Source organism: Prosthecobacter sp. Pr1 (genome assembly GCF_057652315.1).
Genome location: NZ_JBYFBS010000022.1, coordinates 1 through 20,282 on the forward strand (window position 1 = coordinate 1; position 20,282 = coordinate 20,282).

General features: G+C 62.2%; 16 protein-coding genes. 10 read left to right on the forward strand and 6 right to left on the reverse strand.

Annotated features, from left to right (window positions below):
* From AC24GY_RS25445 to AC24GY_RS25455, 3 genes are all read left to right on the forward strand, one after another.
* On the forward strand, positions 1–283 hold a 283-nt coding region (locus AC24GY_RS25445), incomplete at its 5' end, for a hypothetical protein (protein ID WP_487688757.1).
* A 150-nt stretch (positions 284–433) separates the two neighbouring features.
* Positions 434–2,182: a hypothetical protein gene (locus tag AC24GY_RS25450; protein WP_487688759.1), complete on the forward strand. Its 1,749-nt coding sequence runs from the start codon at positions 434–436 to the stop codon at positions 2,180–2,182.
* Positions 2,183–2,281: 99 nt separating this feature from the next.
* Positions 2,282–3,202 carry a hypothetical protein gene (locus AC24GY_RS25455; protein ID WP_487688761.1) on the forward strand — a complete coding sequence of 307 codons (921 nt, stop codon included), beginning with the start codon at positions 2,282–2,284 and terminating at the stop codon, positions 3,200–3,202.
* Positions 3,203–3,409: 207 nt separating this feature from the next.
* Here AC24GY_RS25455 and AC24GY_RS25460 read toward each other — a convergent pair whose 3' ends face one another.
* From AC24GY_RS25460 to AC24GY_RS25470, 3 genes are all read right to left on the reverse strand, one after another.
* Positions 3,410–4,447 carry a lipid A deacylase LpxR family protein gene (locus tag AC24GY_RS25460; protein WP_487688764.1) on the reverse strand — a complete coding sequence of 346 codons (1,038 nt, stop codon included), beginning with the start codon at positions 4,445–4,447 and terminating at the stop codon, positions 3,410–3,412.
* Positions 4,448–4,667: 220 nt separating this feature from the next.
* Positions 4,668–4,811 carry an entericidin A/B family lipoprotein gene (locus AC24GY_RS25465; RefSeq protein ID WP_397385764.1) on the reverse strand — a complete coding sequence of 48 codons (144 nt, stop codon included), beginning with the start codon at positions 4,809–4,811 and terminating at the stop codon, positions 4,668–4,670.
* Positions 4,812–4,901: 90 nt separating this feature from the next.
* Positions 4,902–5,207 carry a hypothetical protein gene (locus AC24GY_RS25470; RefSeq protein WP_422321849.1) on the reverse strand — a complete coding sequence of 102 codons (306 nt, stop codon included), beginning with the start codon at positions 5,205–5,207 and terminating at the stop codon, positions 4,902–4,904.
* 289 nt (positions 5,208–5,496) lie between these two features.
* Here AC24GY_RS25470 and AC24GY_RS25475 point away from each other — a divergent pair, with 289 nt between their 5' ends.
* The 3 genes from AC24GY_RS25475 (at position 5,497) to AC24GY_RS25485 (ending at position 7,794) form a co-directional block, all read left to right on the forward strand.
* Positions 5,497–6,297, forward strand: coding sequence for a hypothetical protein (locus AC24GY_RS25475; RefSeq protein ID WP_487688767.1), 801 nt, complete (start codon positions 5,497–5,499; stop codon positions 6,295–6,297).
* A gap of 180 nt (positions 6,298–6,477) precedes the next feature.
* Positions 6,478–7,341, forward strand: a complete 864-nt coding sequence (locus tag AC24GY_RS25480) for a hypothetical protein (protein WP_487688770.1) — start codon at positions 6,478–6,480, stop codon at positions 7,339–7,341.
* A gap of 6 nt (positions 7,342–7,347) precedes the next feature.
* Entirely contained in the window at positions 7,348–7,794 is a 447-nt protein-coding gene (locus tag AC24GY_RS25485) for a hypothetical protein (RefSeq protein WP_487688773.1), read from the forward strand.
* 236 nt (positions 7,795–8,030) lie between these two features.
* Here the strand turns inward: AC24GY_RS25485 and AC24GY_RS25490 are convergent, their stop codons facing one another.
* Positions 8,031–9,725, reverse strand: a complete 1,695-nt coding sequence (locus AC24GY_RS25490; RefSeq protein WP_487688775.1) for a hypothetical protein — start codon at positions 9,723–9,725, stop codon at positions 8,031–8,033.
* A 213-nt stretch (positions 9,726–9,938) separates the two neighbouring features.
* Between AC24GY_RS25490 and AC24GY_RS25495 the strand changes: the two genes are divergently transcribed.
* Positions 9,939–13,043: a tetratricopeptide repeat protein gene (locus AC24GY_RS25495; protein WP_487688778.1), complete on the forward strand. Its 3,105-nt coding sequence runs from the start codon at positions 9,939–9,941 to the stop codon at positions 13,041–13,043.
* A gap of 703 nt (positions 13,044–13,746) precedes the next feature.
* On the opposite strand, the gene AC24GY_RS25500 is transcribed toward AC24GY_RS25495, so the two are convergent.
* A complete protein-coding gene (locus AC24GY_RS25500) occupies positions 13,747–14,352 on the reverse strand; it encodes a hypothetical protein (protein WP_487688780.1) in 606 nt (201 codons plus the stop codon).
* Positions 14,353–14,605: 253 nt separating this feature from the next.
* Here AC24GY_RS25500 and AC24GY_RS25505 point away from each other — a divergent pair, with 253 nt between their 5' ends.
* The 3 genes from AC24GY_RS25505 (at position 14,606) to AC24GY_RS25515 (ending at position 19,829) form a co-directional block, all read left to right on the forward strand.
* A complete protein-coding gene (locus AC24GY_RS25505; protein ID WP_487688782.1) occupies positions 14,606–15,751 on the forward strand; it encodes a transposase in 1,146 nt (381 codons plus the stop codon).
* A 264-nt stretch (positions 15,752–16,015) separates the two neighbouring features.
* Positions 16,016–19,120, forward strand: a complete 3,105-nt coding sequence (locus tag AC24GY_RS25510) for a tetratricopeptide repeat protein (protein ID WP_487688785.1) — start codon at positions 16,016–16,018, stop codon at positions 19,118–19,120.
* Positions 19,121–19,418: 298 nt separating this feature from the next.
* Positions 19,419–19,829 carry a hypothetical protein gene (locus tag AC24GY_RS25515; RefSeq protein ID WP_487688787.1) on the forward strand — a complete coding sequence of 137 codons (411 nt, stop codon included), beginning with the start codon at positions 19,419–19,421 and terminating at the stop codon, positions 19,827–19,829.
* 35 nt (positions 19,830–19,864) lie between these two features.
* Here AC24GY_RS25515 and AC24GY_RS25520 read toward each other — a convergent pair whose 3' ends face one another.
* Positions 19,865–20,281, reverse strand: coding sequence for a type II toxin-antitoxin system VapC family toxin (locus AC24GY_RS25520; RefSeq protein ID WP_487688790.1), 417 nt, complete (start codon positions 20,279–20,281; stop codon positions 19,865–19,867).
* Position 20,282: the final 1 nt, after the last annotated feature.

Genomic DNA, 20,282 nt, shown 5'->3' on the forward strand with positions numbered 1-20,282 from the left:
GCCACAGGGAGAAACCCCGCCGCAGGAAATATTGCCCCTCATCTCCCGCCTCTGGCCGCACAGTGCTGGCGCCGATGCCACACACACCGCACTGCGCCATGCCATGGCCCGGCGCACGCACCAGATCCTCACAACCCATTTGAAATCCCACCCGCTGGACGAGCCCCTGCGCAAAGCCCTGCACCCCCTCGCCACCCAGCTTGCCACAGACCCCGCCCCCGACTGCGCCACCGCCCTGCGCGCTGTGCAGACCGCCCTGGCGACGGGTGAAAAAGCGCGCTGATTTTGCGCCCCCGCCAGCAGCGGCCAAGCGGCAGGCATCCTCATGCCCCATCATCTCCACCGGCATTCCATGCGCTTTTTTTTACCACATCTTACCATTCTCCGGTATTTTTTCACTTGCACCCCCAAATCCAGGCCCAGGACTTTGAGCATGGCCTTCATCTTCTCCACCTCCCACCTTCCTGAATCCCGAGTCCGCCGCCCAGATCACCTCGAAGACGAGGAGGAGGAAAACGACGTCATGCAGCTCATGCCCCGCGCTGGAGGCGTCCGCGCCTTCAGCCACCTGCCGGTGCGTGACAATCCTGCACCTTCCACCGGCCCGCTCCGGGAAGACAGCCCACGGAGAGGGATCGCCCCGATCCCTCCGCGCTCCGCCACACCCTCCACATCCGGATCGTCCATGGCAGAGGCGCAGGATGATGCCCCTCCGCCAGAGGCAGACTCCGCCCCGCAAGACCACGCTGACGACAGCCCCTGGTACATGCCCCGCATCACCGCCCAAGACCTGCCCCCGCAGGACCACCCTGAGGACGCACACGCCCCCGCCCCCAAACCGTGGGAAAACACCGCCCGCAGCTCCGGCTTCGCCGATACCCCTCCCACAGACCGCAGCACATCCAGCACCCGCAGCAGCGGCTTCTCCCCCTCCCCACAAGACCTCCGCGATGCTTTCCACTCCCCCAGAGAGAAAGTCCCAGCCCAGCAAGACCGCCCAACCCTGCCCTACGGCCGCCTGTTTGAAAAACGCCTGCCTCCCGGCTTCAGAGATCCGGGCGCAGTCCTGTTCCAAAGCTTGGCTGACCAAGGCGCATCTCACGACCTTGTGCATCGCTTCAGGGGCAGCCCTGCAGATGCCCAAAGCCGCCTCAAAGACTATTCCCAGCCTGTGGCTGACACCCGTCGCGCTGCGCCTGAAAGGCTCGCGGCCAGGACAGAAGCCTTTGCACATGATGAAGGCCAGCAGCAGCAGCAAGCGTCGGGCTCTGGGACAACGCAGAGCGGCACATCTGTCAGCCGAACATCCGCCGTGAGCCCCAATGCAGACGGGTCTGGAGTGCAGTTTCTCAATAGAGTCCAGCCGCGCGATGAGTCGGCCTACAACAACAACAAGCCGCCAGTTCAAAGGCTTGAGAACCAGGGATCTTCCACCAGGAACAAGTCTCCGGAACAGCATAAAAAAGAAATGGACGCCTTTAAACAGGCCCAGACCAACCATGAGTGGAATGCAAACTCGCAAACACTGAAGGCCTGGGAGAACTTTGACCGGGCTGTTGAACTCATGAAAAGAACTCCAGAAGGAAGGGCGGTGTGGGATCGCCTGAACAATGATAAAGGCAGGTCCTTCCAAGTCATGATGGTCAAAAGCAACGGGGACGAAAACATCTACCCGGAACTCATGCGCCTGGGCATCCGTCTGCGTCAGGGGGAAAACGGCAGATATTCGTATGTGACCACTGTGAATGGCAAGGAGCAGCACGTGATCCTTCTGCTGGAATCCGCCATGTCGGGCCACACGCTCAATCCCGATGGAACCATCAACCCTGATGCAGAATCTTTGGAGCATGTGTGGCATGAGCTCTATCATGCGTCTGAACTCCACCCAAGCGGCGGCATCGACCCTTTGAAGGTCGGCACATCCAGCCCCACAGACTGGGAGAAAAATCCAACGCAGCCTGACAAGGCACCGACCCTTCACCCTCAGGCACATGAAAGGCGCGCCGTAAGATTTGAAAACATCATCCGGCGCAGAAATGGAGGCACACGCGTCAAAAAGCTATACGGTGGAGAGTTGAAAAAAAATCGAGATGGCACCTCGAGCATTGTGAAGCAGTTGAAAGTAACCGACCCCGTGCCGCCACGGCCTCCCCACCTGCCGCCGTTTCAGGTTGTTCCATGAGTGGCAGGCAGCACAGCGACCTGACACACAGGGACGGATGACGGAAAGTGCTCTTGCGCACCTGCAGTGCGCAGGCAGACTGCCCTCATCATCGCACTCATGAAAAACACCGGACATTTCATGCCACAGTTTGTGCTGGCATTCCTCATCGCCTGCGGCAGCGCCACGCTCCGCGCGCAGTCAGATGCTGAACTGCTCGCCGCGGCACGCAAAGAAGAGCACGCCCGTCTCCAAAGTAAGATCGAAAGCAGAGACCCGAAGGACCGGATGCGGGCAGTGGTGGGACTCGACTCTCTTTTCATGGACTATGATCAGCTTTGGAAGCTGATGAATGACACAGACATCGAGGTGCGCACGGCAGCCATTGAGACGCTCCGCCTGTACTTCTGCACTCACCAGGGCGCCCGGCCTCTCCCTGCCGGCCTCGCCAGGGAAATGACCCTCATGCTCGAAAAGGAAGTGACCCAGAAGCGCATGGACGAGGCTTTTCAACCCGGCGCTGTCAAAATGCGTCCCGCATTCCTGGTGGTCAGCTCCGCCATGACGCTGAATCATCTGTACCTGTTTCATTCATTTTCAGGATGCGCCTACGACTACACCTTATGGCAAGGCAACGTACTGCGGCCTCTGGTCACCCTGCTGGTCCATCGAAGCGGGGAGATCGAAGGAGCCCTCTCCACCGCCCAGAATGAGCTGCTCGGTGTCATCAGTGATCCCTCGACGCTGATGAAGACCCTGCAGGTGGTCATGGAAGGGCTGGACAGCAAAGACCTCCCCCCATCTCATTTGCAGGAGACATTGGGGTCTCTCTGGTCCCATCCGCTGCTGGGCAAGGACGCACCGCTGGAGCTCATGCTGGTGGTGCAGCTCAGCCCGCGCCTGGAGCAGCTGGCAGCGCGAATCCTTGGCCCCATGAACAAGGAGGGCAACAAAGATTATGCCGGGCAGTTGATCAACGAGATCACCGCAGCCGTCGTGGCGGCCCGTCAGAAACTGACCCCTCAGCCCGCAGCGAAGTGAGCGCCGCCGCCCGGCCAGTAGCGGCTCAAAAGGCAGGCCCATGACAGTCCGGGGCACCGTTGTTTCCCCGGCCATCGTTCTCGCACTGACCGCCCCCAAGATGGGGTCAGTGTGCAAATTCTTGACACATTTTCACGCCATGATCCTCTCCATTTCAAAGCCCACGGAGCACCTCATTACAATCCGAGAGCCCGCCCGCGCACGCGGCTAAAACGTCCAGTTCAGCGACACGGTGCCAAAGAGCTGCGGCGCGATCTGCGCGTTGAACTCCTTGGTGCGGTAGACCACGGCGTAGGACATCTTGGTGTTGCGCCAGTTGATGACAAAGCCCGTGCTCAGGTCCGCCACGAAGACATTGTGCCCCACGGAGGGGCTGTCGCCAAAGGTGTTGCCGTCCAGAAAGATGTTGTGTGCCACGGCGCGGCCGTCTGCACGCGCAAAGACGTGGAAGCCCAGCGGGAACCAGGAGCGGTCTGCGCCCAGTGCGCCATCCACCGGAGTGGAGGCGGCGGAGGACGGGCCGATGGAGGGCGTGCCGTAGTCGTCCGGCAGATTGAAGCCCATGCGGAATTCACCGCCCACATTGGCGTAGTCCTTCACATTCCCCGCCGTGGCGCCGGCATGCGGGAGGAATTCCCACTCCGCGCCGCTGCGCTTCACGATGTGCGGCCAGCGCCAGGTGCGCTCATACGCCAGGGTGACGCCGATCTCATTGTGCAGCTGGTTGTCCCAGCCGTTCGGGTGGTCAAAGCCGCGCGCATCATGCACGTAGCGCTGCGCCTCCTGCGCATAGGAATACGAGCCCACCACGCCGATGTCCATCACCAGGATGTTTCGCACGCGGTCCGTCTTCCACACCACGCCGTTGGACACATAGAGCCAGCCTGCATAGGGGCGGTCGTTCAGCGCCGGGGTGAAGGTCTCCGTGTTGTCAGGCGTGTAAATGTCCTGCCCGATGGAGTGGATGACGTTCTTCTGGTAGTTGGCGTCATGAATGCCGGGAATCAGGTCAAACAGCGGCAGCATCATGCGCGCATGCGGCGTGCCGCTGAGGCGGGAGAGATCCGGCGAGGTCCAGCTGAGCTTCACCCCGCTGGTGTAGTAGCGGTCCGTGCCGGCAAAGAGATCGTTTTCGAGGTAGATGCCCATCGTGCCGCCCGTATTGGGCGCCTCGGCCCGGGCAGAGGCAGGCGCCAGCGCCGCCAGCAGTAGAGTGGCGGAGAGCGTGGAGAATAAGTGTTTCATGGGTGAATGCAGAGGCGGGGGTGTGTGTTTTGAGAGGCGGTGCGGCGCGCGGATGAGTTCAGGGGGGAGCAATAAAGCGCCAGGCACCTGTCCCAGCGGATCAGGAAATCCTATGAGGAGCACGGTACTGTCCCTCACGCGGCCGCTTTGCCAAGCAAAAGCGTTGCTGAAAAGCCTTGGCGGCTTTCCAACAACGCTTCGAATGCTTGCGCGCTCTGGATTAGCGGGAGGCGTGCTCGATGTGGCCGCCCACATGCTCCACGTCCTGGCCGAAGCCGCGAACGGTGCGGCAGCTGGTGCCGACGAGGGTCAGGGCTGCGGATGCGAAGACGAGAAGGGCGATGCGTGTGATGGATGTTTTCATAGGAGTGGTGTGTGTGTTGTTGGGGTCGGAAGAGGAGAGAGAGATTGAAAAGAGCAGGCCCACGAGGTGGGCGCGCTCCGGGGCGGCAGATTACTTCTGCACGGCATCCACACGGGCCTTGGCGGCGGCGGCTTCGGCATCAGCCTTCTTCTTGTCGGCATCCAGCTGGGCCTGATCCACCGCCTTGTTGGCCTCGATGTTGGCCTTGGCGATCTTGGTGTCGATGTCCACCTGTGTCTTGGCTTCCTTGGCATCCGCAGCCACGGCATCCTTCTGGTGGTCCAGCGCGGTCTGGGTGGCGTCATTTTGCGCGTCGATGGCCTGCTTCTGCTTGTTGCAGCTCACGGTCAGGAAAGTGGCGGAAGAGAAGAGGAGGAGGAAGAGGAAGGGTTTCATAGTATTCGGTTGGTTGCTCAGTTTATCGTTAGTCGAAGGACTGATGCATGGGTGCACTCTTCCGCATATACCCTGCCCTGCCTATGGGGTATAACCCTACCCCCCTCAGGCATGGCCTCCGTCGCGCAGCAGCGGCATTCACAGCTGAGAATTTACCATTATATCAGCGGCGGTGCAAACCGCACGTCCTTCGCGGCAAACCCGCGTCCCGGGTTCAATGCATACCATCAGATACCACATTCCATCACTCTTCACTTGCACTCCGCCAAACGGGCCCAAGCTTTGGAGCATGTCCTATCTGTTTGCCACCTCCCACCTCCCCGAAGCCGAACACCCTGAGCCGCACGAAGCCGGGGAGGAAAATGCGCACGCACACGCGCAGCCCCGCAGCGGCGGCGTGCGCGCCTTCAGCCACCTGCCCGCCGCCCCACGCCGCCCCCGGCCCGCAGGCATGGAGAAGATCCAGATCGATGACGGCGATCCCCGCTTTGTGAAGCTCGTGCGCGCAGCCCTCAGCGCCGAGGCCGCCGAATCCCCCACCGCCGCCGCCCTGCTGCGCCATGTGAGCAGGCTGCCAGGCACCATCACCGTTAAGCAGCAGGAGCACGGCATGTCCCAGACCGTGACGGATGAGGGCGGCCACGTGACCATTCACCTCAATCCCAGCGCGCTGACCGGAGCCACGCTCTCGCACGAGCTCGCGCACGTCATTCAGCAGGTGCACACCCACCACGCGCTGCAGCACCACCAGCGCCAGCGCAGGCAGATCACGCATGCAGATTTGGAAGACGCCATCATGGCCGGGCGCGATGCCCTTCACCAGATCGCCCCCGTGAAGGATGAGCGCGACCCCGGCCCTGAGCACAAGGAAAACGAAGCCATGCGCATCTCCAACATCGTCCATGCCGAGCGCACCGCCGCACAGATGCAAAACCTCCCCGCCGACCAGCGCACCCCCGCCGAGTTCCGCCGCCGCCAGAGCCGCTGTGAAAGCGCCCCCCAGCACCAGCACAACCACCACCCCCTGCCCCCCGGCAGCCTGTATGGCGGGTACGACTTCCACCATGTGAAGCAGCTCCTCGGCCTCTAGGATGGTAGGGAACCGCTGCGCCGGGTCCCAGTTTCCGGGTCTGCAGCCCCCGCAGGCAATCCAAGCAGTGCGCCGTCCTCAAAGCTCCCGGCAGCCGCATCCGTGTCTCCTCACACCATATCCTACCCCGTCATACCACTTTCCACTTGCATCTCAAAAACCGGACCCAACACTTCCCTCATGCACTCTCACTCAAAGCCCCGCCCCCTCATTTTCACCCCCCGCAGCCCCTGGGGCAGACTCCCCCTGAAACGCACCGCCCAGAACCACATGCGCGCGTCTGAGAACAGGGGTACGGTGCCAAACACCAAGCCGGGTGAGTCATTCCGCCTGGCACCGCCCAAGCATCCGGAAAAGGTTAATGCCGCTCTTTACAAGGTCACCGGTGATCCCAAGACACTCGTTGGAACCGCCACCCCGGTGAACCCGAAAGACATCGATCCGAAAAATGCCCAAATCTGGATCAATGGCATGAACAATGATCTCGACCATGCAACCAGACTGGGGCTGGACCACACCGGCAAATCCGAATTCTACATGATCCACAACCCAACCAATGGCTTTGTTCCCGATTCGCTGGAGAGCGGCGCTCAGAAGCTGGGGCTGCGAACACACGTTGCCAATTCAACACGGGATCTGCTGCGCCATTTTGATCTGCCTTCGGCCACTGTCACTTCGCACAGCCAGGGGACCATGATTTTGAACAGCGCCCTGGAAGACCTGCACAAGGAGGGCAAGGACATGAAGGGAATGACCCTGAACCATCACGGTGCGGCCGCCAATTCGGTGCTCACCGCCATGCTGGCTCATCGTATCGGGGCGAACAAGCCGCATTTTGAAGGTCATCCGCTGGACCCAGTGCACAATGTCATTGGGATGAACACGCGTAATCCGCTGAGGATTGCCGGTTCATTGCTGGCAGCCCCGCTGGTATTCAGTTCAGATCCAAACTTGAGCCCGCATACAAGACAAAACGGACATGCCACCAAGCTGCCCAAACTTTTTCAATCCAAGCTTTTCAACGCGCTGGACCCCACCCAATAATGCGGCATGAGACGACTGCTGCGAAACTTGTGCCTTGCTCTCTTCGCCTGCCACGGACTGGTCAGCTGCGCCTTGATTTTATGCGCCATTGATACCAACATCACCCACCAGCCACGATTTGCGCAGGTGACGGGTCGTGAGATACACACCCGGAAAAAGCTTTACCTCTTTGAGCCTAGCATCAGTGGGTCTGAAAGGATGCGTCTGTTTTACGCTCTGAGCGAGGACAAGGTATATTACGGCCAGCAACTCTTCGCGGAAATACCCGCCGGGCACCCGCTGAGGTTTGACAAGGTGATGAGGAAGCATCACATCGAAACAAGCTGGGATGACATGTATGGCGAAATATCCCTCAATGGCAGAACCTATCCGTTGAGACTCTCCCTGGGAGGATCGCTTCGCCCCGATGAATGGCGCCACATTCTCTTCAACTGTTTCGGCATCCGCGAATAAGGCACCTGCCCACTGCGGCGGGGGCCCTGCTGCTTGCCACCCTCCTCACAGCCACAGCAGCGGACGGCCACGACAAAACCAAAGCGGCGGCAGGCACCCCCGCCAGAAGTGCCTGCGGCTGGTGCATCAACTGAGCAAGCCTGAGACCAAGACCTGTGACGATGAAAAGTGAGCCTCGCATCCTGGCACACCCTGATTTTCTCCCGAGCACGCATCACACCGGACACGCATGCCTCCTACCGGGTTAAAGCCTCCAGAGCCTTCTTTTCCGTGCCCTCCGCAGCCCCTGACTGGAGCAGCTCACCGGCAGGCGCAGTCCCTCGCAACTCCTGAGCGTGGTAGAAGCGATCCATCCTCATCATCACCGCCTCCGGCACATGCTGCCGCCATTCAGGAAAGGAGATGAGGCACATGCCGAGGCCGAGGAGCAGGAACGTTCCAGTTGCCAGACTGCGCACTTTAGTGAGCGCGTTCATCATCCACAGATGCTTCGACATCCCGCTCTGCGCATAGCTGTCCCAGTTGTCATTGCGCTTGTGGCTGCAGGCAGCACCAGAAATCGCCAGCATACCCAGACCGCTGCTCGCGATGAAGAGCATCGCCACATGCCACGGCGGCAAGTGGGACCACTGCATGCCCAGAACCAGTTTCAGCGGAACCGGCACAGCATCCGCGTTTTGATACTTCTGCCACATTTCGAAATCAGAGTACCTATCAATCAAGACGGCGCACATGAGAGCCGCCGGCACGAAGATGAGCAGCCTCTGCCAGGGATCATCCCAAGGCCAGCACAGCGCCTGTTTTTGCCGACCTGTTTGATCGGCCTTCGGCACTGGTTTCAACAGATACGCCAACGGCCACCAGAACCAGCAGGTAGCCTTAATGTTGAGACGGTAGAGCAAGGCTGGGAGGAAGAGGCAGACAAGAGCTGATGGCCAGACCACCCACTTCCATACCAGCCTTTCCTCGTGACGCATCCTGTGCACAATGCCATCGAAGGTAAAATGCTCCTTACTTTCGCGTATGCCCGGCAGGAGCTCGGCGGGTACGCAGGAGTCAACCCAGATATTGTTTTCCTGCCAGTTCTCCGCCAGAAGGCACAGTCCTTGAGGCAGATGCTTAAGAGTGGCTGCGACACGAAAAAACAAGGCACGCAGACTGGCCCCAATACCCAGACCTACGCCTGCCATCGCCATCGTCATCGCCACCACAGCTGTACTCGCATCCACACCTACAGTCGCAATTGCAATCGCAATCGCAATCGCAATCGCAATCGCAATCGCAATCGCAATCGCAATCGCAATCGCAACCGCCCCACCAACCATAACCGTCCCCACAACAGCATGCGTCCCCGCAAACGCACCCGCAGCCACACCAGCGACCATGCCAGCAAACACACCGGCCCCCACCCCTTGCCCCTCGCCCACCCCCTCATCCGCACCCGCAAACATACCCGCAAGGGCAAACGCAGTCGCAAAAACAAATGCCAGCGCCAAGCAGCCTGTGAGAGCCGAGCAGACCCATAAATCCCACCCAGCCTGCCCCATCAGCCACAGTCCACACAACCAACGGCCAAACGTATAGGTGGCCACGCCAGTCAGAGCCGCGACTCCCCCCAGCCACAACCAGCGTCGATCCCGTGGCCATTTCTTGTAGCTCCCTAATCCCAACCAATCCTTCAAGAACCACCGCACCCCCAGCTTCATGGACTCCGGCGAGCGCAGCAGCAACAGTGGCGCGATGAAGACACTGCTCAGCAGATGCCAGTGCGTGTCCCAGCGGATGGCGATCCACCAATAGAGCGCGACGGCCACAAACGTCTCCACGCAGGCGAGGACGGACACCTTTCCGGCGGCGCGGCTTTCCACCGTGGCATGCCAGACCCACGACCGTGCGGCGGTATCCGGGGCGCTGGGGGCGGGTTCAGGCATCTTTAAAAACTCCTACGGGAGATACCGCCATCCAAACGAAGCGCGAGCAGGGTTTCAAGCTGAAGGTTGCCAGTTCACAAAATCACCCAAAGACTGGCCTGAATAGCATTCTGTTTCCTGCATGGGTTCGTTTGATATCACTCTTGTCGTCCCCATTATCATCTTGCCACCCATCCGCTCATCCTTCACTCTGGAGCAGCCAGCCCTTCTCCTATGAAGTTTCTCCTATCCACCTTTCTGCTGCTGCTTGCCTCCCTCGGCCCGGGCACGGCCCCTGCGGCAGAGGCCAAAGAAACCACCAAGCCGGCAGCAGACACAGCACCGGACATCAGCCAGAAAGCCTATGACGCCGCCATGGCGCTGCACGACGCGGGCAAAGATGCCGGGGCGGAGCAGGCTTTTCGGACCCTCGTGGAGGCACGCACGCAGGCGCTGGGTGCGGAGGCGCGGGAGACTTTGCTGGCCAGAGCGGCGCTCATCCGCATGGAGATCTACCGAGGCAGGGACACCACGGCGGCATCCCGCATGCAGGCCTTGCTCCCGATCCTCCAGCGTGTCCTCGGCGCGGAAGACCGCGAGACACTGATCTGCCAGCGGCGGCTGATTTACGCCACCTGGGACCAAGGCCGCTACGCCGAAGCAGAGCAGGCATGCCGCAGCCAGCTCCTCATCGACACTCGCGTACTCGGCCCGGAGGATGCGGAGACCCTGGGCACACGCATGCTGCTGGCGCTCGCCCTGTTCAACCAAATGAAGCGGGAGAAACTGGAGGAAGCCGAAAGAGAGCTCCACCAGCTCCTGGCCATCCATGAGCGACTGCACGGAGCCGAGGGCAAGGAGACCTTGAGCGTCCGGTACAATCTGGCGGCGCTGCTGCTGAAGCAGGACAACTGCGAAGCGGCGCAGCCTCTGCTGCGCGGCGTGATCGCCAGCCGCACGCGCACGCTCGGCCCTGAACACCGCGACACCCTGGACAGCCGCTATGCCCTGGCGGTGGCGCTTCGCGACGCAGAAAAATATGCCGAATCAGAAAAGGAGCTCCGCAGCGTGATCCCCATCCAAGCACGCGTCCTCGGCCCGGAAGACCCGGACACCTTGTGCAGCCGGATGAATCTGGCCACAGCGCTGGAGGAGCAGGACGAGCACGCAGCCGCAGAGGCCGAACTGCAGGCGCTGCTGCCCCTGCTCACACGCGTCCAAGGAGCGGAGCATCGCGAGACGCTGAGCACACGCGGTCATCTTGCCACGCTCCTCTTCCATCTCGGAAAATACACCGACTCCGAAACTGAGTACCGCCAGGTGCTCGCCATCCAGCAGCGCGTACTCGGTGCCGAAGATCTGGGCACACTGCTCACACGTAGAAACCGTGCAGCCCCCCTGATCAAACTCGGGAAACTTGCTGAGGCGGAAACCGTATGCCGCCAGGTGCTTGCCATCCATGAGCGTGTGCTGGGCGCGGAAAATCGCGAGACACTGCGCTCACGGGATCTCCTTGCGGCAGCCTTGTACCAGGGCGGGAAATTCACGGAGGCCGAAGCCGAGTGCCGCCGGGTGCTCGCCATCCGCGAGCGCCTGCTGGGGGCCGAGGACAAGGCAACCCTGGACACCCGCTTCAAGCTCGCCAAGACCCTCAGCGCCCAGGATCGGTACGCCGATGCCGCCCCCCTGCACCGCGCGCTGCTGCCGCTGCTCACACGCATCCACGGCGCGGAGCATGAGGACACCCTCGAGTGCCAGACCTACCTCGCCGATTCACTCTCCCATCTGGATCAAAGTGCCGAGGCGGTGGAAATCTGCCGCCGGGTGCTCCCCATTCTCACACGCCTGTGCGGCCCCGGAAGCGAAGACACCCTGCGTCCCCATTGGACTCTTGCCGCAGCCCTGTCGAAGATGGGAAAGAAGGAGGAGTCCGAGCAGGAATTCCGCAAGATACTCGCCATCAGCGCCAGCAGCCAGGGCACAGACACCCCCTACTCCATCGCCACGCTAAACACCCTGGTGGAGACTCTCAGCAAGCAGGGAAAACATGCCGAAGCCGGGCAGTTGGCCGGCAAGCTCATCGCCATCCGCACCCGCGTCCTCGGGCCCACGCACGCCGAAACCCTCAGCGCCCGCACGATTCTGGCACGCGAACTCGCCGCGCAGGGCAAAGCCCTCGAGGCCGGGCAGGAGCTGCGCGCCATCCTTGCCATCCAGGAGAAGGAGCCCGGCGCCCAGACAGATGCCGCCACCTTGGAAAACTACCACACTCTGGCATTAAACCTCAAGGCCCGGAACCAGACCGCAGAAGCCCTGACCTTCGCCCGCCGTGCCCTCACCGGCCGCATCAAGCTCCTGGGCAAAGACGCCAATGACACCGATGCCTCCCAGCGCCTGGTCAACCAGCTCACTTACGCCTCCCCGCCAGGCCCGGAGCTGCAGGCACTGCCCCCCAAGACCCGGCCCGTCGCCATGGTGGATGGCGCGCTCATCTATGCCGCCGAGGTGCAGCAGACCATCGCCGCGCAGCAGGAGGTCATCCGTTACCAGTATCGGAACGATTCTGACAAGATGGAGGAAGAGCTCGCCAAACTCAGCCGCACCCCCTTCGGCGGTCTCATCGACAAGCACGTCCTCCTCAACGAGTTCAGGCGCATCGGTGGCGTCATCAAACAGGAATCCATCGACAATGACCTGAACACCATCATCAAAGACAGCTTCAAGGGAGACCGCGACCTCTTCCTCGCAGATCTCAGCAAAAACGGCCTGACCTTCGAAGAGTTCCGCACCTTGCGCGAGCACATGGCCATCATGCACGCCATGCGCTCCCGCTTCACCGGCGTGGTCACACTCACGGATGAAGAAGTGCGCGACTACTTCGAAAAAAACAAGCAGCGCTGGCTTGCTCCGGAGCAGATCAAGATCCGCACCCTCTCCATCCCCAAGACCCAGGCCGATGCCCGCGAGACGGCCGAGAGCCTGCGCACGAAAATCCTCGGCGGCGCGGACTTTGCCGAGACCGCCCGCGCCAGCAGCCAGGACAGCCATGCGGAAGACGGCGGCGCCTGGGACTGGATCACGCTCTCAGACCTCAGCGATCACGTGCGCAAAGCCGCCGCCAAAACGCCGAAAGGCCGGCTCGGCGAACTCATCGAACAGGAGAACACCTTCATCATCCTCCGTGTGGACGACCGCCGCGCTCCCCCGCCCCCGCCCTTTGAAAAAGTCAAAGCCGAAGTCACCCAGGCCCTTGAGACCGAGGAGGCCGAGCAACGCAACGCCGCCCGCATCAAAGAACTCCGCGACAAAGCGGACATCCGGATGCTGGGTGCGCTGTGAAAAGGCTCGCACCATGCGTTTGACGGACCGCTCTCTTTCACAGTGCCCGTCAGCTGCCCTGTCTTCAACGAGAAGCGTTGCATGAAACCCGCCCCATGCCGGCCGCCGGAAACCACGACCACGGACTCATCCTCCTCCGCAAAGTCCCAGTCCCGGATAAACGGCAGCGCCGTCTGAAAATCCAGCCAGCGTGAGTTTGTGATCATCACACGCAGCACATTGTTCACGGGTTCTCCATACGAGTTGCGGCGGGTGAAGCGTGACCAGCCCACTTTGCCAGAAGCCGACCGCCGCAGCTCCATGCAGCGCCCCAGGCGCGTCCACATCTCAGCGTGCCCGTCCGCAAACCTCACCCGCACATTGCCGATCGGCAGTCCCCAGTCCCGCCGCTCTGCAGGCACATCCACCATCTCCGCCGCCACCGGCCTCTCAGCGGCAGCTCCAGTGAGGACCGAGGCAAGGAACAGAAAGCAGGTGGTGAGCAGTCGTTTCATATGACAACCATCCCATGGAAGGAACGAACGCAGCAACCGCTTTTACGCAGGTCTGTCAGCTCCCGCATGCCATGAGGCACTCGAAAGCGGCAGCTACCGCAGCCGCACACCCAATACGCCTCGCATGGCCATGCCCTCATGTCTCAACACCACAGAAAACGGGGCCCGGGCCTCCCGCCTCTCACAGCATCCCAGGCACGAGCATCAGCTCAAGAAACAGCCGTCATGCGCTCCCCCGTCACCACCCAGGCGCCGTCGATTTTTTTGAGGACATAGGTGTAGGACGCCGCGCGCTCAGGGCTCCTCCACCATCCGCCGGTCACCTCGGCCTCCGCAGCATTCAGAAAGCGGATATCGCGCACGATGAGAAGCACACAGCCGCCCTCTCCACTCGCCCGGTCCTTCACGCCTTTCCGGCTGATGACGCATTCAGAGACACTCGCCACCTTTCGCCCGGCAGCCCGCAATTCCTCAAAAAGGGCATCCGGAATGAAAACCTCCTCCATCACCGGCTCGCGGGGAGGATCTGGAATCTGGGAGCCATGGGAAAAGCGCAGTGGCTCCGCAGGGCGGGTGAACTGCGCCCGGAGAAAGCAGCGCTTCCTGCCCTCAGGCTTCGTCAGGTGCAAAAAGGTGGCCCGCCGGATGGCCCATTCCTCAGCCTTCTGGTTTGGCACCGTGACGCCGGGCTCCTGGACCCGGCACCAGACCACATCGGATTTTTTCTCCGCTCCCGCCGATTTTTGCGGCGTCTTGTCACGGCCACAGGAAACCAGCCAACAACAGATCAGTCCCACCAGCAGGCATGCTTTCATGGCACCTCGCTCCACCTTTGCACCCAGCCAGCACCCACCCCGTGGGGAGAAGAAACAAGTGCCGCCAAAGAAATCATGCAACGAGCCTGTGACAAAACACAACCCGCTCAAGATTGAGTGTGTGACGATTGAGACACACAGCGCAGCGCAGAGCCCCGCCCGCCCCACCAGCGGCAAAGGAATGTCGCACGGTATAAATAATGCCAGGCATTTAGTTGTTGCACCCATTGCCATTTCTCGCACATTCCGCCCCATGAAGCGTGCCCAAACTCCTGATTCTCAAACAATGCCGCCCATCCCGCTCGAAGAGCAACTTGTCGGCGTGAATGCGAAAACCGGCATCTATCCCGGCGCGCGTTCGTGGTCTGGCGGGCGGTTCCGTGTGCTCGGCAAGGGGCCGCTGGAGTCTTATTGCTACCACGTCATGTCACGCACCTGCGGCGGCGAGGTGGTCTTTGATGAGGTGGAGAAGGAGGCGCTGCGCCGCGTGATCTGGCGCATGGCCGAATTCTCCGGCATCAAGGTGGTCACCTACTGCATCATGGGCAATCACTTCCATCTCCTCGCCGAAGTGCCGCATCGCGACACCTGGCTGCAGCGCTTCGAAGGCCCCGAGGGCGAATCAAAGCTCTTCGATCACCTGCGCACCCTCTACAGCCGCGCCTACCTGGGTCTGCTGCGCGATGAACTCGCCGATTTCCGCGCGCGCGGCATGGCCGTGCTGGCCGAGCAGCGGATCGACGCACTCAAGAAGCGCTTCTGCGATCTCTCCCTCTTCGTCAAAGAGGTGAAAGAACGCTTCAGCCGCTGGTTCAACAAACGGCGCGGACGCCGTGGCACGCTCTGGATGGACCGCTTCAAAAGCCTGCTCGTCGAAGGCAAAGGCGAGGCTTTGCGCACCATGGCCGCCTACATCGATCTCAATCCCGTGCGCGCCGGCCTTGTGAAAGATCCGATGGACTACCGCTGGTGCGGCTACGCCGAGGCCCTCGGCGGCAGCCGCAGAGCCCAGCGCGGCCTCTGCAAGGCCCAGGGCAAACCGGTGGACGGCTGGAAGACCGCCGGCGCCGCAGCCGCCTACCGCTGCCTGCTGCATGCCGAAGGTCGCGAGATCAAAGACGCGCAGAATGAGAAGGTGGTATCTCGTGGCATCAGCGCCGAGTCAGCGCGCACCGTGCTGGCGGAGAAAGGCAAACTCAGCCCCGGCGAACTGGTGCGCCTGCGCGTGCGCTATTTTTCCGATGGCGTGGCCTTGGGCAGCAAGGAATTCGTGGAGGGCATCTTCACCGCGCAGCGCGATCAATTCGGCCCGCAGCGCCAGATCGGAGCCCGGCGCATGAAGGAATCCGACGCCCCCTTCTACACGCTGCGCCAGCTGCGGCTCAAGCCCTTGGGCTAATCATCCCCATTCGGCCTTCCGCTGGATCAAAAAGACGCGCATAGGACGGCACCCGGACGCAGAAACTGCGGAAACAAAAGCAGCCGCGTCGCCAATGCACGCGGCCTGCCCAGCAGCCATCCGCACCTTTGGGGTTCCACGGGGCGCGGCGGTCCTGCACATCACCGCTTCTCCCCCTGTCACCGAGTCATTCTCAAAAGATACTTCAAACAAAATCTAGGGTGACACACGGCCTTTCCACGCTTCTCTCGCAGCTTCGGCCCTATGACGACTACCGAAGCCCTGCGTATCCTCGATCTCACCGCCCCCATCACCCGGGCGCAACTCACCACCGCCTACCAGGACGCCCTCCTTGTCTGGTGCGTCGGCCGTTTTGAGGGTCAGCCAGAGCTCATCGCCAAGGCCAACACCCAAAGCGCCGAGGTCAAAGCCGCCCACGCCCTGCTGCAGGCCGTGCCGGACGGGGCCTACCCCTTCATAAAAGCCCAGGCCCGCAAACGCGCCTCGCGCCACTCGCCCTCCTCCCTGCCCCTGCCCGCACCCAAGCGCCCCTTTGCATCCCAGCAACAGCAACAACAACCGCAGCAGCCCTCCTCCTTCTCGCAGCCGCCAGCACCCCCGCAGCAGCCCTGGGAGGCCCCCGCAGCAGCGGCAGCGGCAGCACAGCCCCGCGCCTCCCGTCCGCGCCCTGTTTCCCAGCCAGTCGAGCCCCCGCCGCCGGCAAAGAAACCCGCCAGCACGCTCGCCCGCATCGCCATCGGCCTGTCCGCAGGCGCCGCCGTGCTGGTGCTCGCCTTCCTCTTCCAGTTCCCCTCCCAGCCCCCGGCAGCAGCAGCCGCCACCGCCACCACCACCCCAGAGGCCACCCCTGCCCCGCAGACCACCGCTCCTCCCAGCCCCCTCGCCGATACCACCCCGCTGCCCGAGCTCCGCGCCCTAGCCGAGAAGGGAGATGTGCAGGCGCAGCGCCTCCTCGGCCAGCGCCTGCTCAATGGCGAAGGCGTGCCCAAGGACGCCGCAGAGGCCGTCAAGTGGCTCCGCCTCGCCGCAGACCACGGCGATGGCAGGGCGCAGTACCTCCTCGGCAGCGCCTATTTCCAGGGCAATGGCGTCGCCAAAGACGAGATCGCCGCGCTCACCTGGGTCCGCAAAGCCGCCGCGCAGGGAGATCCCAACGCGCAGTTTGATCTCGGCGAGTTCTACCTCCGTGGCGTCGGCGTGGTCAAAGACTTCACCGAAGGCGTGCGCTGGATGCGCATGGCCGCAGACCAGGGCCTCGCCGATGCCCAGTATGAGATGGGCCTCTGCCACCTCAGCGGCGAAGGCGTGGAGAAAAGCTCCGCCGAAGCCGTGAAATGGTTTCTCAAAGCCGCCGCGCAGGGCGAGCCGCTCTCCCAGTACTGCCTCGGCAAACACCTCAGCACCGGCGATGGCACCACCCAGAGCGACCTCGAAGCCGCCAAATGGTTCCTCAAATCCGCCGAGCAAAACAATGCGCTCGCGCAGTATGAGCTCGGCCTCGCCTTTCAGGGCGGCATCGGCATCCGCCAGGACGATGCCCAGGCCGCCCTCTGGTTTCGCAAAGCCGCCCTGCAGGGCATTGCCGAGGCCCAGACCCGCCTCGGCCAGGCCTGCCTGCGCGGCCGCGGGGTGAACACAGACTACGAGCAGGCCGTGGACTGGTTTCGCAAAGCCATCGCCCAGGGCAATGCCGAGGCGCAGGACCTCCTCGGCCAGTGCTACGCCTCCGGCTTCGGCGTAGCGCTGGACCTTGCCGAGGCGGTGCGCTGCTTTCGCAAAGCCGCCGATCTGGGCGATGCAGGCGGGCAGTATGATCTCGCCTTCCACATCGCCCATGGCCTTGGCACCCCGCTGGATCTGGCCGAGGCCGCGCGCTGGTACCGCAAAGCCGCAGATCAGGACCATGCCGGTGCCCAGAGCAGCCTCGGCGACTGCTACTACAGCGGCAAAGGCCTCACCAAAGACATCGCCGAGGCCGCACGCTGGTACCGCAAAGCCGCAGATCAGGGAATCATGTCCGCGCAGTACTCCCTCGGCCTCTGTTACGCAGACGGCACAGGCCTCCCCATGGACGCTGCGGAGGCCATGACCTGGCTGCGCAAAGCCGCCGAGCAGGGCCATGTCGAATCCCAGGTGGCTCTGGGCATCCTCCTCTATGAAGGCCGCGACCGTGTGTCCGACTACGGCACCGAAGCCGTGCACTGGTTCCGCAAAGCCGCAGACCAAAACAATGCCGACGCGCAGAACCGCCTCGGCATCTGCTACGCCACCGGCACCGGCGTCCCCAAGGACGAATCCGAGGGGCTGCGCTGGATCGAGAAAGCCCTTCAGAAAGGCGACAGGGGGGCGCAGCTCAGCATGGGCCTGTGCTACTACTATGGCGTCCGCTTCCCCAAAGATGACGCCTCAGCCGCGGGCTGGATCCGCAAAGCCGCCGATCAGGGCGATGTCGAATCCCAGGCCGCCATGGGTCTCATCTACAAGCATGGAAGCGGCCAGCCCAAAAACACCACCTTCTCGCTGCAATGGTTTCAGCAAGCCGCCGCCCAAGGCCACGATGAGGCGCAGTACCAGCTCGGGCTCGTCCACCAGCAAGGCCTCTGGCTGCCGATGGACAAAGTGGAGGCCTGGGCCTGGTTCACCCTCGCCGCCACCCAGTGGCACCAGGAGGCCAAGGCCAGCCTGCAAAAGCTGGAGCGTGAGCTGGACAGCGCGCAGCTCTACCTCGCCCGCCAAAAAGTGGCAGATCTGCAGAAGACCACCCCGCCCATGGTCCCCACATTGCTCCGGCCCGCCAGCAGGTACCGGGTCGCAGCCGCAACTGCTCCAGCCACTCCCGAAGCACCACCCACCACCGCCCCGCCGCCCGCGCCACCTCCCACACCCACACCACCGCCCGAACCCGACCTCGAGCACCTCCCCACCGATCAGCGCCTCGCCACCGGCACCATCGTCAAAGACACCCTCAAAGGCCGCGATGGCAAAGGCAAGCTCACCATCGACAACGGGCGCACTGAAGACGTCTTCATCAAAATGATCCTCAGCAAGCAGCTCGTCGCTTCCTTTTACGTGCGCAGTGGCGACAGGTTCACCTTCGACCACATCCCCGACGGCAACTACCAGATCCTCTACTGCTCCGGCTACGGCTGGGAATCCGCCCGCCGCGACTTCTCACGCGGCCGCCACGCCGCCTGCTTCGACTCGCTCTTGGACTACATCACCCAGTTCAAGACCGAAGGCACCTCCACCACCAGCTACACCGACGTCATAACCCTCACACTAGGCAAAACCACCAACGGCAACGCCACCAGCACCGACATCCCCCTCGAAGAATTCGACCGCTACTGAGCCCCGCCTGATGTGATTCGCCCCAGTGACGCAGATCGTCCTCGTCCTCCTGCTCGAACTCGTCCTCGATCCCTCCGCCCCGCCACACCGCAGACATGCGCGCCAAGCCAGGCACGTATTGTAGTCCCGGCTTTAGCCGGTCTGGTCGCGTTACCCAGCGTACTCCTCCTCAATCCTCCAGCGCCACTTTCACAACAGACGTTAGCCGTCCAGCAGCGCCCCTTCCTCTTCCAAGGTCCAACCGTTCCGCTTTGCTCCTCTTAATACCTGGAGCAGCCTCAAGCCAAGCCCACCAGCCGTGACGCACAAACCCATCACCACGAAGCAGTTCATCGTGTGGGCAGTGCTCATCACCCTGGTGTTCGTGTTGTATGTAGCCACTGAGGGCAAAATTCCTTTTCTGTCCCTCCTTCCGGTGGCGTTTTTCGTGATCATGCCACCTGAAACCAGCAAGCAACCTGTGACACTCAGGCAGGTGCTGCTTGTTCTGGGTGGAGCAGCCGCCATGGCCGCATTGATCTGGTGGTTCGTCACTCATCCCACCCCCAAAAGAGATTCATGGGCTCGTTCACTCCTCGATTCATTCAGCCACCCCATCGTGGCCGTCCCTCTCTGGCTCCTCTTCCTCTATCTCGGCTATCGGCGCTGGCGCGTGAAGCCGCTGCTCAAAGATGCAGAAGCAGAAGCAGCCCCCCACGATCAAGAGTAGCCTCAGTCCCAATCAAATCAGCACGTTCTCCGTCCTCAGCCCGCCGGCTCAACGATTTGCAGCGTGGGGAGGATATGGCGAAAGTCGGACGCGTTGCGTGTGATGATGCCTTGAAACCTCTCAGCAAATGCAGCGATCAACACGTCGGCCACCGGGCGCTTCACCACTTGGAGCTGGCGGCGTCTGAGCTGGAACTGATGCCAGAGGCGATGCGCGAGCAGCGTGTCTCCAGGAGTCCAGAACTCCGCCGTGCCGATGCGCGAGGACTTCAGAAAAGCCTCAGCCGCCACATCGTCTCCAGAAAACGACGGGCCAAGCTCCACAAACGTCACGGGGCTGACGACGAGGCCGTCGTTGAGATGAGCTTGCAGACAGGCGGTAGATGCGGGCTCAAAAAGCGGATCGCCCGTGACCAAGTCCACCACCACCGAGGTATCGACCTCCCACGCCATC

What these genes read in the sequence shown, in the direction of transcription:
- AC24GY_RS25510 (WP_487688785.1), top strand. Translation starts at nt 16,016, where the DNA reads ATGACGACTACCGAAGCCCTGCGTATCCTCGATCTCACCGCCCCCATC.
- AC24GY_RS25505 (WP_487688782.1), top strand. Translation starts at nt 14,606, where the DNA reads ATGAAGCGTGCCCAAACTCCTGATTCTCAAACAATGCCGCCCATCCCG.
- AC24GY_RS25480 (WP_487688770.1), top strand. Translation starts at nt 6,478, where the DNA reads ATGCACTCTCACTCAAAGCCCCGCCCCCTCATTTTCACCCCCCGCAGC.
- AC24GY_RS25450 (WP_487688759.1), top strand. Translation starts at nt 434, where the DNA reads ATGGCCTTCATCTTCTCCACCTCCCACCTTCCTGAATCCCGAGTCCGC.
- AC24GY_RS25520 (WP_487688790.1), bottom strand. Translation starts at nt 20,281, where the DNA reads ATGGCGTGGGAGGTCGATACCTCGGTGGTGGTGGACTTGGTCACGGGC.
- AC24GY_RS25455 (WP_487688761.1), top strand. Translation starts at nt 2,282, where the DNA reads ATGAAAAACACCGGACATTTCATGCCACAGTTTGTGCTGGCATTCCTC.
- AC24GY_RS25470 (WP_422321849.1), bottom strand. Translation starts at nt 5,207, where the DNA reads ATGAAACCCTTCCTCTTCCTCCTCCTCTTCTCTTCCGCCACTTTCCTG.
- AC24GY_RS25465 (WP_397385764.1), bottom strand. Translation starts at nt 4,811, where the DNA reads ATGAAAACATCCATCACACGCATCGCCCTTCTCGTCTTCGCATCCGCA.
- AC24GY_RS25500 (WP_487688780.1), bottom strand. Translation starts at nt 14,352, where the DNA reads ATGAAAGCATGCCTGCTGGTGGGACTGATCTGTTGTTGGCTGGTTTCC.
- AC24GY_RS25460 (WP_487688764.1), bottom strand. Translation starts at nt 4,447, where the DNA reads ATGAAACACTTATTCTCCACGCTCTCCGCCACTCTACTGCTGGCGGCG.
- AC24GY_RS25490 (WP_487688775.1), bottom strand. Translation starts at nt 9,725, where the DNA reads ATGCCTGAACCCGCCCCCAGCGCCCCGGATACCGCCGCACGGTCGTGG.
- AC24GY_RS25485 (WP_487688773.1), top strand. Translation starts at nt 7,348, where the DNA reads ATGAGACGACTGCTGCGAAACTTGTGCCTTGCTCTCTTCGCCTGCCAC.
- AC24GY_RS25475 (WP_487688767.1), top strand. Translation starts at nt 5,497, where the DNA reads ATGTCCTATCTGTTTGCCACCTCCCACCTCCCCGAAGCCGAACACCCT.
- AC24GY_RS25495 (WP_487688778.1), top strand. Translation starts at nt 9,939, where the DNA reads ATGAAGTTTCTCCTATCCACCTTTCTGCTGCTGCTTGCCTCCCTCGGC.